This window comes from Acinetobacter sp. ANC_7655 (genome assembly GCF_056784015.1).
In genome coordinates, this window is the sequence record NZ_JBWYJB010000003.1 from 63,061 (window position 1) to 77,863 (window position 14,803).

The following is a 14,803-nucleotide window of genomic DNA, read 5'->3' on the forward strand; positions in this document are numbered from 1 at the left end:
GCTTTTGGTCTAAGAAATGTTCAGACCTAGACTTTAGTGGATGAAATTAAGCGTTTTTCAAATGGCTGATTATTTTCTAATGCTCAAGTACTTTGAATTCTGCTATGCTATGCAACTTCTTTTTTAAATAAAATTACGAGGCAGAGATGACGCAACAAAACGCTCAATCGACTTCTGAACAAGCCATTTCCGAAAACGATTTAATCGCACAGCGTCATGCCAAGTTAAAACAGATTCAAGATAAGGCTCAAGAGCAGGGTACGAGCCCTTGGCCAAACACGTTTAAGCGTGAACATTATGCACAAGACCTTCAGGATCAGTTTGCTGATAAATCAAAAGAAGAAATTGAAGGCAGTGAAAAAGTTTATGTCAAAGTTGCGGGTCGGGTGATGTTGAACCGCGGTTCGTTCATGGTGATCCAAGACATGACCGGCCGTATTCAGCTTTATGTTGCACGTAAAGAATTATCTGCAGAGACTTTAGACACCATTAAAGGTCTTGATTTAGGTGATATTATTGCCGTTGAAGGTTACATTGGACGTTCAGGCAAAGGTGATCTTTATGTGCATATTGAACATTTTGAACTCCTCACTAAATCACTCCGTCCTCTTCCAGACAAGTTCCACGGTTTAACAGATACAGAAGTAAAATATCGTAAACGTTATCTTGATTTGATCGTGAACGAAGAAACGCGTAAGACTTTTGAAATTCGAGCAAAAGTAGTTGCTGGTATTCGTAACTTCTTGACTGAAAAACGTTATATGGAAGTTGAAACGCCAATGATGCATGTGATTCCAGGTGGTGCTTCTGCGCGTCCATTTGAAACGCATCACAATGCCTTAGACATGCCATTATTCTTACGTATTGCACCAGAACTTTACTTAAAGCGTTTGGTTGTAGGTGGTTTTGAACGTGTGTTTGAGATTAACCGTAACTTCCGTAATGAAGGTGTGTCTACACGTCACAACCCAGAATTCACCATGATCGAATTCTACCAAGCTTATGCAGACTACAAAGACTTGATGGAACTGACAGAGCAAATGCTAGAAAAACTAGCAATTGATATCTTAGGTTCGACAGATGTACCTTATGGCGAAGAAGTGTATAGCTTCAAAGGTCCATTCAAGAAAATCTCAATGTTTGATGCAATTCTTGAACATAACCCACAATTTACACCTGAAAATGTAAATGATCGCGAGTTCTTAGCTGAGTTTGTTAAGAATGAACTTAAAGAGCAAGTGAAGCCAGGTTTTGGTCTAGGTAAGCTTCAAACGATTGTATTTGAGGAAACTGTTGAAACGAAACTTCGTCAACCGACCTTCATTACTGAATATCCTGCGGAAACCTCTCCATTGGCACGTCGTAACGATGACAACCCGCACATTACTGACCGTTTTGAATTCTTCATTGGTGGTCGTGAGCTTGCAAATGGCTTCTCAGAGTTAAATGACCCAATTGACCAGGCTGAGCGTTTCCAAGCACAGGTAGCTGAAAAAGATGCGGGTGATGATGAAGCAATGCACTATGATGCCGACTTCGTTGAGGCGCTTGAATATGGATTACCTCCTACAGCAGGTGAAGGGATTGGTATTGATCGTCTGGTAATGCTATTTGCCAATGCGCCAAGTATTCGCGATGTGATCTTATTCCCACATATGCGTCACAAAAATGCGTAATAGTGAAATTAAAAAAGCCCTTCTTTGAAGGGCTTTTTTAATTTTTCTTAACATAAAATTAAATTTAAATGTTTTTTAGTGTGAGTGTATTTTGAGGTTTTAATTACAAAATATTTAATTAAGGTGATAAAAAATATAGAAAATTATCATTAAAGCTAATCTGTTTAACTAGCTGTATGTTTATCAAAATATTTATACAGTGTTATTAAATGTATCTAATTAAATACTTAATGTAAAGTTAATGGATTTATAAATTAAAAATTCAAATAATCAATAAGATATAATCCTAAATTGATTTGTGATGAACCCGAATAGACTTATAAAAATCCTATCATCGAGCTTACTATTTTCTAGTCCATTGGTGTTTGCCAATGGCATTCTCCTCAACGATGAAAACCTAAGAAATGATTTAAATTGGCTGAATCAACAAGGTGTGATTCAAATAAGCACCTCGACATGGCCGCTAAGTGGTGATGAAGTCCAACGTGCCCTCAACAATACTAAAATTAACTCCATTGAACAACAAAAGGTTATTCAGGAAGTCGAAAGAGCGATTAAGCAGCAAAATGAAACATTAAAAGTGGATGTTTTCGCGGAGAGTGATCAAAAGAAAATCCCACAATCTTTTGCCGATCATCAAAAAGCACAATATGCGCTTGGTGCAGAGTTAAATCTTGGGGGGCAAAATTGGGATGCGAAGCTCAAAGTTAGAGGTGAAAAAGACCCTCAGATAGACAATGGGCAAGACGTTAACCTAGAAGGCTCATATCTTGCGGGTAAACTTTGGAATCAATGGCTCATTGCTGGTCAGATTCCAACCTACTGGGGACCTGGACACGATGGTAGTTTGATACGTGGAGATGCAAGTCGACCAGTATATGGTTTCACTCTACAGCGTGCTGAACAGTCTGCTTTTGATCATAAATGGCTATCATGGATCGGGCCTTGGCAATACCAAGCTTTTGGCGGCCAGTTAGATGATTATAAAGCAGTTCCTGATGCTAAAATTATTGGTTTACGTTTGACCGCACAACCACTACCTTATTTAGAGTTCGGTGCATCACGCATTATTCAATGGGGTGGTGAAGGTCGCCCTGAGGATTTAGGAACTCTCTGGGATGCTTGGATTGGTAAAGATAATGTTTACGGGGATACTGTTAATCCATCTAACCAGATTGCTGGATTTGATGCGCGTTTGAATCTAAGCTATTTATTGAACCAGCCAATCGGCGTCTATGCTCAATACGTGGGGGAAGATGAAGCAGGTGGCTTACCTGCTAAGAAAATGTATCAGGCTGGGGTGGATTATTCTTCATCTTTAAAAAAAATGCCTTATCAGGTTTATGCTGAGTGGGTAGACACCACTACAAATGGGAAGGCCCAAGGAATATCTTATAATCACAGTGTTTATACAGATGGATATTATCAACATGGCTATCCTCTTGCACATGCGATTGGAGGAGATGGTGAGATGATTTCTTTGGGTGGAAATATTCGTTTTGATGCCATGAATAGACTTTCAGGTCGCGTATTATTTGCAAAAGTAAATCAATCAAATCGAGATACCAATGTTGCATTTTCTGAGGAAGATGATATCCAAGCATTAGATTTAACTTGGACGCATTTTGTGAAGCCGAATTTGCCATTAAAGATTAATGGTTGGATTGCAGATTCAGATCGTCATGGTAATGATGCAGGTGCTTCTGTTGGTATTGAAATACCTTTAGATGTCAAAAAACTGGGACGTTAATATTCTTAGATTAGTATTTGAAAAAGCCACCTAAAAAGGTGGCTTTTTTTACATGAGACTTGTTTGTATCCGAACTTTCATTTCTAAGCTAAGTTGCGCGATATAATCCTTCATCCATGGGTAATTCTGTCCCATTGGATTTACTTTAGTGGCTGTGTCTAAAAAACTAAGCTCAGGCTGAATGAATAATTGCTTTTCTAAGCAGTCTTTAAATTGCTCAGCGTTCGCATATAAATCTGTTTCAACTACAAAAAAATGTTTTGGATAATTGTAAAAGGCGTAGCACAAATTAAAAGCTTTTTGATTGCCTTTTAAATGACCAATACTAATTTCACTTCTATGATCTTGATTGCTATGTGTAACGCCAATCAAGAACTTTAGTTTTTGATCAGTATGTTCAACAGCAAACTGTAAGCCAATTTGATCAGCAGTTAACTCGTGCTGAACAAAAATATTTAAAGCAGAACCATTTTCAGTAAACGGTTCTTGTAACACTAGAATTTGATGATGCTGATAAATATGACCAGCAATTTGAGCTCGCTCTAAATGTTGTTTAAGAGATTCAAGGCTAAGCATGGGAGATAAAAATAACTAATTTAGAGATTTTTTATATTGAATGAATCCTGTCTCGGTTGCAACACGATTATACAAAAGTCTAGCGTTATCATTGCTTTTATGGGTTAGCCAGTACACTCTATCATAATTATTTTTACATTCATCATAGCTAAATTCTATTAATTTCCTGGCTAAGCCCTGATTCCTGTAATTTGCATCAATAAACAAATCTTGGAGATAACAATAAGGGAGTTTAGTCCAAGTGCTTGCGTGAGAAATGAGATGTACAATTCCGACGACATTTTGATTTTTTATAATGGCATAGCCAAACATATCGGTTTGCGACGCATCAGATAATCGTTTGAAAGTCAGAGCCGCTTGTTGAGGATTCAATTCGGTCTTGTAGAATTCAAGGTAAGCAGACCAAAGGGCTAACCATTCTTGGTATTTTATATTTGAAAAGGCCTGTAATTGTTATCATAATTAGATTGTCTCTTTGCTTATATTCTATTTGAGTATATTAATATAAAAAAACGAGATAAAGCTCCGTTGTCTAAATCACTATAATGAATATAAATTTTCAAAAGTGTCATAAGTACACATATTCTAGCTGGTGTTGTCCATGTCATTAAATGAGGAAAGACTTACTCATCTTAAACAGCTTGAAGCTGAGAGTATTCATATCATTCGCGAAGTTGCTGCAGAATTCGAAAATCCAGTCATGCTTTATTCGATTGGTAAGGACTCGGCAGTTATGCTGCATTTAGCGCTTAAAGCATTCTATCCTGCAAAACTCCCTTTTCCACTGTTACATGTAGATACAGGTTGGAAATTTAAGGACATGATTGCTTTCCGCGACAATATGGCTAAGCAACACGGTTTCGATCTTATCGTCCACCAAAATAAAGAAGGTAAGGATGCTGGGATTAACCCATTTGATCATGGTAGTTCGAAATATACTGATATCATGAAAACTCAGGGTTTAAAACAGGCATTAGATAAATACAAGTTCGATGCTGCATTTGGTGGTGCTCGCCGTGATGAAGAAAAATCACGTGCCAAAGAACGTGTGTATTCATTCCGTGATGATAAACATCGTTGGGATCCTAAAAACCAACGTCCAGAACTTTGGAATCTTTACAATGGTAAAGTGAACAAAGGCGAAAGTATCCGTGTGTTCCCATTGTCGAACTGGACTGAGCTTGATATTTGGCAATATATTTACTTAGAAAGTATTCCACTTGTTCCATTGTACTTGGCGGCAGAACGACCTGTTGTTGAGCGTAGTGGTACATTAATTATGGTGGATGATGAGCGTATGCCTTTAAAAGAAGGTGAAGTTCCACAAATGAAATCGGTTCGTTTCCGTACTTTGGGGTGTTACCCATTGACAGGTGCGGTGGAGTCGACTGCTAACACCTTGCCAGAAATTATCCAAGAAATGTTGCTTGCAACCAGTTCTGAGCGCCAAGGTCGAATGATTGACCATGATGAAGCGGGCTCGATGGAAAAGAAAAAGCAAGAAGGTTACTTCTAGAATCTCTCTTGCGCAGCAGCGCTGCTCCTCTCTTTGTAAAAGAGAGGAGTTATCCTCCTTTTTCAAAGGAGGAACGAGGGAATTCAAATACACCGATTTCAACATATTTGTGGAGCTATGAGCCATGTCTCATCAATCAGATTTGATTAGCCAAGATATCTTGGGTTATTTAAAACAACACGAAAATAAAGACTTATTACGCTTTTTGACTTGCGGTAACGTAGATGATGGTAAATCAACTTTAATTGGTCGTTTACTTTACGATTCAAAATTGATTTATGAAGATCAATTGCAAGCAGTGACACGTGATTCTAAAAAAGTCGGTACAACAGGTGATGCACCTGACTTAGCGCTACTTGTAGATGGTTTACAAGCAGAGCGTGAACAAGGTATTACGATTGATGTAGCTTACCGTTATTTCTCTACAGAAAAACGTAAGTTCATTATTGCCGACACTCCGGGGCATGAACAATACACACGTAACATGGCTACAGGTGCGTCTACGTGTGACCTTGCGATCATTTTAATTGATGCGCGTTACGGTGTTCAGACACAAACACGTCGTCATACGTATATTGCAAGCTTACTTGGTATTAAGAACATTATTGTTGCGATCAACAAAATGGACTTGGTTGAGTTCTCTGAAGCACGCTTTAATGAGATTCAAACAGAATACGCAGGCTTTGTTGCACAATTGGGTGACCGTAAACCATCTAATATCATCTTTACGCCGATTTCTGCGCTAAATGGTGATAACGTTGTAAACAAATCACCAAATACACCTTGGTACACAGGCGAAACTTTGATGGGTACGCTTGAATCTGTAGAGATTAATCGTACTTCAGCTAAAGCTGACTTCCGCTTCCCTGTACAGTATGTGAACCGTCCTAACCTCGATTTCCGTGGTTTCTGCGGTACGATCGCACTAGGTGATATCAACGTTGGAGATACGATTACTGCGTTGCCATCAGGTAAATCATCTACAGTTAAAGAAATCGTTACTTTTGATGGTAACTTAGAACGTGCAGTTGCTGGTCAAGCAGTGACATTAACGTTAAACGACGAGATTGATATTTCTCGTGGTAACGTACTTGTACGTGCAGACCAAGAAGTACCGGCAATTTCTCGTTCTGTTCAAGCGACTGTTGTATGGATGGCTGACCAACCGCTTGCGATTGGTAAGTTATATAACGTGAAGATTGGTACGCAAACTGTTCCTGCTAAGGTAACAGCAATTAACTTCCGTACAAACGTAAATACGCTTGAAAAAGTTCAAGTTGAAAACTTAGAGCTGAATGCGATTGCGAATGTAACGATTGAATTTGATGCACCAGTCGTATTTGACCGTTATCAAGATAGCCGTTACACAGGTTCATTTATCTTTATTGACCGCTTAAGCAACGTTACAGTTGGTGCAGGTATGGTTGAAGAGGCAGTTGAGTGGACTGCACATAATGAGCCTGTAACATCAGAAGCACGTGCGGCGCGTTTGGGTCAAAAACCTGCTGCGGTAACTATATCAAATGCTGCAATTGTGAATGCACAAGTATTAGAAAGCTTATTGATCCAACAAGGTGTTGTCGCGATTGCTAAAGCTGGTTTAACTGCTGAGCAAGTTGCATTATTACGTGAAACTGGAGTGGTGGTCATTACTGATACTGCAACAGGTACGGATGCAAGTTTTGAAGTAGAAGCTGCTGAAGAATTGGCTGAGAAGATTGTGGAATTGGTTCGTCTTTAAGATTGACTGATTTAAAAAAACCCGCCTGATGGCGGGTTTTTTTATTTAAAAGTTAATAACGACCACACTAGCCCTAATGAGCTAAGATAGAATGAACATTAACGATAAATTCGAGATATGATGAAAATAGTAGCGTATTTGCTTTTGATGCTCTTAACGGCATGTGTTAATGCTCCGATACAACAAAAACACCCTAGTAAAGCTTGTTTAGAATACCAACAAATGATGACAGCGCCTATGCCTAGAGAAGCTATGCAAAAACTGCAAAAAAAATGCTTCGAATCTAAAGAATAGAGATTAACGGTAAAATTGAACTAAAAACTTAAAACATTTTCGTAGAGTAGAAAAGCTAAAAAATAAAATCATCGTTTAAAGTTAAATATTTTTTTATTGCTCATGAGTCTTGATTAAGATGGAAACTAATCCATTCTATTTAATATACATTTACTAAGAAAAATTATTAAATCATGCCTCAAGGTTCAAAATTTTAACGATATTGGATTAGTTTTGTGTGCTTGAAACTTGAAAAATATAGGAATAGTGATTGCATTGGTGCTAAATTAAATGAGATGAAATGATTAGGCGCTACAATGAATAAAGCACTCCCAAAATTTCACCCCAAACATCTCAATTGGCTGATGCCGTTAATTTTGTCATGTTTGATGAGTGGTTCAATTTCTTTAATTAATATTGTAATGAATCGTGGATTTTTTGATGGGATCTGGGCGGTCTGGATAAAGACGTGGGCAATGTCTTGGTTAATCGCATTTCCATTGATCTTAATATTTTTACCTGTGGTAAGAAAAATCTTAATGCATTTTGTAAAAACTATGCCATAGCCCTTGAATGAAAGGTTTGATTAGCATTTAAAACAACAATTATAAAATTCTATGATCTTGCAACTGTTAAAAAATCGGGATAATTTTGCAGGTCGATAAAAATTACAACCTAAGGATTGGCATGACATATAACTCAGTGTTCAAGGAAAACTTATTTCAGAATCAGGTCATCATTGTGACAGGAGGTGGTTCTGGTATTGGACGTTGTACAGCTCATGAGCTTGCATCATTGGATGCACAAGTGATTATTACAGGGCGTACCCAAGAAAAACTCGATAAAGTTGTTGCTGAAATCATGGAAGATGGTGGCAGAGCCTATGGCATCGCTTGTGATAATCGTGATGAAGCACAAGTAAAAGCCATGATTAGCGAAGTAATTGAAAAATTCGGACGAGTTGATGGCTTGGTGAATAATGCAGGCGGACAATTTCCAGCGCATTTAGAAAAAATCTCAGCCAATGGATTTGATGCTGTCATTCGAAACAATCTACACGCTACATTCTATCTTATGCGCGAAGCTTACAATCAGTGGATGAATAAGCATGGTGGAAGTATTGTCAACATGACTGCTGATATGTGGGGAGGTATGCCGAATATGGGACATTCAGGCGCAGCCCGTGCAGGGGTTGATAATCTGACCAAGACAGCTGCTGTCGAATGGGGTAAATCAGGAGTTCGTGTGAATGCCGTAGCACCTGGATGGATTTTGTCATCAGGTATGGATACATATACTGGTGAAATGGCTGAAAAAGTGATTCCAAGTATGGCGGAGAAAGTTCCTTTGCAACGCATGGGAACAGAAGCTGAAGTATCATCAGCGATCGTCTATTTGTTGTCTGAAGCATCTAAATTTATATCGGGTGTCACGATACGGATTGATGGCGCAGCTTCTCAAGGCACACGTATATTTCCATTAAGTCCGGCTGAGAATAATCAAGCCTATGATGGATTTCACCGTTCTTTTTTACCCGAAGTGATTCAAAATTTAAAAAAATAAGAAATGCCCAATTGAAGCTTTAAACTTAACAATTGGGCATGTAAATTTAAAGTTTCTTACTGAATCGTGACTGTCACGGGTTTACCGTACAGGGTGTAGCTATAATTCGGAGCAATCGTGTATTGATAGCTCGGCATGACATAGGCTTTGCCTGTTTCACTAAACGTAATCGACTGACCATTTTTACTATATTTGGCAGAACCAGGCAGAACAATCATTGAATTAAAGTTTTGTGCTGAAGCCTTACCTATCTGAGTAACTTTTTCTCCACTAAAAACAACAGGCTGTCCCACTTTCGCAGTAATTTGACCTGGAGTATTGATCTTGACGACTAAATCAGAAGATTCATGAGCATAATCGGTGGTTAAGCCATGTGTTCCTTGTACATACATACGATTAAAATCATCTTTATTGGTACGGAATGTCCAAGGCCAGAAAGTTACGCCACGTAAGCTCGCCATTGACATTAACTCTTTGCTTAATCCTGCAAAAGACGGGTTAAATGTAGAAGAATATTTTTGAGTCGCGTCTAATATTCGACGTGTGTTTACAATATTGCTTTGTGCGTTCGGCGTACTCGTTAAGAAGCCTGTAGAAACACCCGGTAAGGTATTTTTCATCTGTAAGATTTGATCACCATTAAAACTGATGACAATCGATTGATCATAGGCATTGTGCTTATCTAAAAGTTCTTTAATCTTCGCTACAATTTCAGGCTTAGCACTTTTAATTTCGATGAAATTGGTCACATGGGGGTATTTTTTGACTGCAGCCAAAACCTCATCCATGGTTGGAACTGGGCGACCATTGGGAATCGTACGTAACTGACGAATTTCAGCTAAGGTAAGATCTTCAGTATTTCTATTATCACCTGTGGTACGAGTTAATGTTCCATCATGCATCAGGAAAACATGACCATCTTTCGATAGATAAACATCATATTCAACTGCGTCAGCACCCACCTCAATAGCTTTAATTGTTCCTTCTAAAGTATTTTCATCCTCTAAAGCTGGAATGCCACGATGGCCTGTGATGAGGGGTTTTCTTAACAGGGTATTCGGTGCCATCTGCTTCATAATGTTTTGGAAAACATCTGGCTGTTGTGTATAGATCCCATTAATACCAGTGCTTAAAATATCAGCTGCTTTGAATGCATCAATGCCATCTTTTTGATCTGGATGAAGTGTGCTTGCCCAAGGTGTAATTAATAAGCGTTGTAGATGAGATACGACTTCTGATTGCACTAAGTGCGGCGGTAAAATGACAATTTTTGATAAAGAAGAATTGGTATTATGAGCAATTTTTACAATATCTGATTTACTATTGGTTAAACCAGATTGTTTTGAATAGTCGAGTGCTGTACGCAATACAGGGATTTCAACACGAGCTTTACGTAAGAGTTCAGGCTGATCCGACACCAAGGTGATATCAGCGAGATCATAGTTTTCTGTCAACGTTTTCAGATTACGAATTGTTTTTTCTGAATTGATCGTTAATAGCGGAATATGACGTCGTGTTGAATCATTTAAATAATCTTTTAAATGAGTAATTTTCTTTTGATCTTGGTTAAGAAGATTGAGTTGCTCATCCAGTTGGTAGGCAACATGAGTTGCTAATGGAGCTGAGTTCAGTGTAGTTGCGCCAGCAGGCTGAGCGAGTGCTGGTGCCATAGAGACTGGCAATTGCTGATCGATTAGATCTGTAACTCGATTAGACTCTGGTAGGGCTTCAAGTTGCTCAGTCACTTTAATTGAATCTACACGCATCAAAGCGCCAGCTGTAGAAATGCCAATGCCACCCTGATTTAAATTGTAAGGTAGCGTGCTATCGAGTACGAGTTCATCATTAATATAATGGCGTACGCGTTGGCCATGTACGATGACTGTTGCTTTGTAGGTTTTATTTAACTCAAAATTCTCTTTATATGCAGATTTCTGTAAAACATTCCATGTGTTGTTAGGTTGACGCATAGAAAGTTCAAGACCACTTGCAGCGGTTGCATCAACACGAAATGCAAATTGGTAATACGGCGTAAAAGCTGGATCAGCATATTGATCAGCGGCACGATAGATGATGCTACCCCAACGCCCGCCATTGTTATTTTCTAAGAAAGCAAAATCCATATCGATACGATAATTACGATGTTGCTGTAGTTCGGTTGGCAACATGATGGTCGTCATTTGTGTATCGTGCGCCGTACCATTGATGAGTAGTGCTCCATCTTTAACTTCAATATTACCTGGATTGCTACGAAGTTGAGTCCAATTGTTTGGAATAGTAGTTAAAGCATTGAAATTTTCTTCAAAAAGTATTTCGGGTACAGGTACTTCAATGTCTGGTGTTTCTGGTTCAGGAGATGGATTAGGATTTTCCGTTTGATCTGGATTTGATACAGCATTTTTTTGATCATCATCGGAGCAAGCCGTTAAGCTTAATGTTAATAATATTGCTGACGTCAGTGTTGTAAATTTCATCATTAAAAAGTACTCGAAAAGTATGTCCCTAAGCGAGACACAATCTAAGTACATAAAATGACAATTCTATGGATTTGTCATAAAGTAAAAAAAATATTACATATTAAATATTTATGAAATTCATCAGTTTTAAATACTGTCGTGTTTAAGCGGTGAACATCATTAAAAGTCCAGTTGAAATCTTATGAAAAGATAAGGGAAAATGCGATTTTCGAAAAAAACCAACTCAGCGAACTGAATTGGTCTTCGAATATCAATGAGATTTGCTTATTGAATGGTCACAGTCACGGGTTTTGCATAGATCATATAGGTGAAATTGGGTGCTATGGTGTATTGGTAGCTTGGCATGACATAGGCAGTACCACGTTCACTGAAACTCACAGATTGACCATTTAGACTATATTTTGCAGAGCCTGGTAGTACGAGCATCGTATTGAAGCTTTGGTAACTAGATTGACCCAGTTGCGTTAATTTTTGCCCAGCGATTTGTAAAGGTTGACCAACAGTTGCTGTTATTTGTCGTGGAGTTTCAATTTTGACCACAAAATTTGATGCATCTTGTGCATAATCCGTGGTCAACCCATGTGTACCTTGAATGTACATACGATAGAAATCATTTTTTATTAAACGGAACGTCCAAGGCCAGAAGGTTACACCACGTAAACTTGCCAGATACATGACGTCCTGATTCAAACCACTATAATTCGGATTGAATGTCGAAGAAAATTGTCGTGTTGTTTCCAAAATTCTTCGAATGTTTAGAAAAGTAGTTTGTTCCTTTGGTGGATATACCAATAAACCCGTTGATACACCTTTTAGAGTGTTCTTCATTTCAAGAATTTGTTGCCCATCAAAACTTATGACAATGGCTTGACCATATGCATCATATTTATCAAGTAAATCTTTAATTTTCAAAATTATTTCGGGTTTTGCACTCTTAATCTCGATAAAATTGGTCACATGTGGGTACTTTTTAACTACTGCAGCCAATACTTCATCCATCGTTGGTATGGCAAGTCGCTGCCCGGTCGTTTTTAGTTTACGAACTTCTTCGAGCGTCATGTTCTCAATATTTTTTGCGATACCCGTTGTGCGTAAAACCGATTTATCATGCATTAAAACGACATAGTCATCTTTCGTCAGATAGACATCATATTCCACGGCATCAGCACCAACTTCTATCGCCTTAAGAATACCTTCAAGCGTATTTTCATCAACTTGAGACGGGACTCCTCGATGACCTGTAATAAGTGGTTTACGAAGTAGGGTGTTGGGCGCCATTGAGCGCATGATGGAATGAAATAATTCAGGCTGATGTGTATAAATGCCATTTACTCCTGTTGTTAATATCTCAGCAGCTTGATAGGCATCAAGCTTAGGACTGGTCTGTCCAGAAGTATTGTGGGTAAAACCTGCCCAAGGTGTGATCAATAAACGTTGTAAGTGTGCAACTACATGAGACTGAACCAAATGGGCTGGTAAAATCACAATTTTAGAAAGTGATGTATTGGTTGCCTGTGCAATTTTCACAACACTATTTTGATCTGAAATTAAATTGTCCTTTTCAGACCAATCCAATACTGTACGGATTTCTGGAATCTCTACACACGCTTTTCTTAATAGATATGGATCATCAGAGACTAGCGTGACATCACTAAAATCATAATCTGAAGACAAAGATCTTAATTCAGCCAGTGTGTTTTCAGAGTCGATATGCAGAAGAGGAAGTGTTCTTTTGGTTTGATCAGAAAGAAGACTTCTAAGGTGCATCGAGGTCTTATTGTCGAAATCTTTTAAAAATAATTGTTCATCAAGTTGGTAAGCAATATAAGTGGCGGTATGAGCGTTATCAATTGTTAATGAGTCGGCTGGTTGTGCTAAAGCGGGCGCCATTGCAACTGGATATTTGTGATCAATGACATCTGTGATCCGATCTTGAGTAGGGAGAGCATCAAGTTGTTCAATCACCCGTATTGTGTTGACCTTCATCAGCAATCCTGCTGCTGAAAGTCCAATGGCACCTTGGTTTAGGTTGGTGGGTAATTCCCCATCAAAAACCAATTGATCATTCAAGTAATGACGAACACGTTGATCATGAACAACAACTGTAGCCTTATAAGGCGTATTTAAAGCGATGTTTGATTCGAATTTGGATGTATTGATGACATTCCATGTGTTATTCGAACGTCTAAGTGCGAGTTCTAGACCATTATAAGCAGATGCATCTGCACGAATAGCAAATTGGTAGTATGGTGTATATTCAGGTTGAGCAAACACATCTGAAGCTCTATAAATAATACTTCCCCAACGAGTACCGTTATTACGCTCAAGGTATTCAAATTCTAACTCAATTTTATAGTTGCGAAGCTTTTGAAAATCCGAACTTAACATGATCGTGGTGGGTTTAATTAAATCTTTGCGACCATCAATCAGTAAGGCACCTTCTTTAAATTGAATGTTACCTGGATTTGAAGGTAGGATATTCCAATCAGAAGGTATTGAATAAATTTCAGTAAAATCCAGATTTAAATACGTTTTTGGTTGTGGAATATTGATCGGTGTTTCAGGTTCGAGATCCGGTGGTAGAGATGGTTTTGGATCTTCAGGTTGAATTGGTATGGGTGGCTCAGGGGCACTTGGTGTGGTTGATTTAGGTTGATCTTCCCCAGAGCATCCTGCTAAACCGAGCATGAGCGATAGTGTGACAACTAGAGTCTGCTTTTTCATTTTAAAATTCTCGAGTGTACGATCCATGACGACCTTAAAATCTAAGATATTAAGGTTACAATTCCGTTGTAAATCAAAAAAATACGAAGCTTTGTTTGTATTATTGAGTTATTTTAATATTCGTGTCTGAGGCAAGGTTCAAAATAAAAGATTTAAAACTTGCCATCCACCAATAATGACACGAATGATCCCCAAAGCGACGAACAATATCATTTCAAAAAAACAGAAAAATAAAAAAGTCCAACCTGCTGCACCATCCACTTTGCTCGCATCGTATTCAATGTATAGCAATAACAACACCAGCCCAATTTGGAAGTAGATCATCGCAATTACTGCTGAATCCCATGGAAAACTTAACAAAAAAGTCCAACAGATGATGACCAAGGCAGCAAAACTGCATGGCAAAATAAATTGCAGCAAGTAACGCATATTATTTTCCCCAAAAAATAATGATTCGTTTTCATCCTTATACATAAGTAATACAGGACTTTATCAATGCGATCAACT

11 protein-coding genes are annotated in these 14,803 nt (G+C 38.3%); 6 read left to right on the plus strand and 5 right to left on the minus strand.

All coding sequences use genetic code 11. The features are described from left to right. Window positions 1–146: 146 nt before the first annotated feature. Both lysS and AC1M9N_RS05540 read left to right on the plus strand, forming a co-directional pair. The gene (gene lysS / locus AC1M9N_RS05535) at window positions 147–1,676 is read left to right on the plus strand and encodes a lysine--tRNA ligase (RefSeq protein ID WP_092766879.1); all 1,530 of its coding nucleotides are present in this window, start codon (window positions 147–149) and stop codon (window positions 1,674–1,676) included. Window positions 1,677–1,977: 301 nt separating this feature from the next. Then, the gene (locus tag AC1M9N_RS05540) at window positions 1,978–3,426 is read left to right on the plus strand and encodes a capsule assembly Wzi family protein (RefSeq protein WP_481954401.1); all 1,449 of its coding nucleotides are present in this window, start codon (window positions 1,978–1,980) and stop codon (window positions 3,424–3,426) included. 48 nt (window positions 3,427–3,474) lie between these two features. Here AC1M9N_RS05540 and AC1M9N_RS05545 read toward each other — a convergent pair whose 3' ends face one another. Next, window positions 3,475–4,002, minus strand: a complete 528-nt coding sequence (locus tag AC1M9N_RS05545) for a hypothetical protein (protein ID WP_092766877.1) — start codon at window positions 4,000–4,002, stop codon at window positions 3,475–3,477. A gap of 15 nt (window positions 4,003–4,017) precedes the next feature. Next, entirely contained in the window at window positions 4,018–4,434 is a 417-nt protein-coding gene (locus AC1M9N_RS05550) for a GNAT family N-acetyltransferase (protein WP_481588965.1), read from the minus strand. 169 nt (window positions 4,435–4,603) lie between these two features. On the opposite strand from AC1M9N_RS05550, the gene cysD reads away from it, so the two are divergent. From cysD to AC1M9N_RS05570, 4 genes are all read left to right on the plus strand, one after another. Beyond that, window positions 4,604–5,518: a sulfate adenylyltransferase subunit CysD gene (cysD, locus tag AC1M9N_RS05555; RefSeq protein ID WP_035266686.1), complete on the plus strand. Its 915-nt coding sequence runs from the start codon at window positions 4,604–4,606 to the stop codon at window positions 5,516–5,518. Between the two features lie 124 nt (window positions 5,519–5,642). Continuing rightward, window positions 5,643–7,259, plus strand: coding sequence for a sulfate adenylyltransferase subunit CysN (gene cysN / locus AC1M9N_RS05560; RefSeq protein WP_481588889.1), 1,617 nt, complete (start codon window positions 5,643–5,645; stop codon window positions 7,257–7,259). 590 nt (window positions 7,260–7,849) lie between these two features. Continuing rightward, a complete protein-coding gene (locus AC1M9N_RS05565; protein WP_481588890.1) occupies window positions 7,850–8,098 on the plus strand; it encodes a DUF2798 domain-containing protein in 249 nt (82 codons plus the stop codon). A gap of 121 nt (window positions 8,099–8,219) precedes the next feature. Then, window positions 8,220–9,095, plus strand: a complete 876-nt coding sequence (locus tag AC1M9N_RS05570; RefSeq protein ID WP_481588891.1) for an SDR family oxidoreductase — start codon at window positions 8,220–8,222, stop codon at window positions 9,093–9,095. Between the two features lie 56 nt (window positions 9,096–9,151). On the opposite strand, the gene AC1M9N_RS05575 is transcribed toward AC1M9N_RS05570, so the two are convergent. The 3 genes from AC1M9N_RS05575 to AC1M9N_RS05585 all read right to left on the minus strand — a co-directional run bounded on the left by AC1M9N_RS05575 (window position 9,152) and on the right by AC1M9N_RS05585 (window position 14,725). Beyond that, the gene (locus AC1M9N_RS05575) at window positions 9,152–11,572 is read right to left on the minus strand and encodes a glycerophosphodiester phosphodiesterase family protein (protein ID WP_481588892.1); all 2,421 of its coding nucleotides are present in this window, start codon (window positions 11,570–11,572) and stop codon (window positions 9,152–9,154) included. 264 nt (window positions 11,573–11,836) lie between these two features. Then, window positions 11,837–14,296, minus strand: coding sequence for a glycerophosphodiester phosphodiesterase family protein (locus tag AC1M9N_RS05580; protein ID WP_481954402.1), 2,460 nt, complete (start codon window positions 14,294–14,296; stop codon window positions 11,837–11,839). Window positions 14,297–14,434: 138 nt separating this feature from the next. Next, a complete protein-coding gene (locus AC1M9N_RS05585) occupies window positions 14,435–14,725 on the minus strand; it encodes a hypothetical protein (RefSeq protein ID WP_481594399.1) in 291 nt (96 codons plus the stop codon). Between the last annotated feature and the right edge of the window lie 78 nt (window positions 14,726–14,803).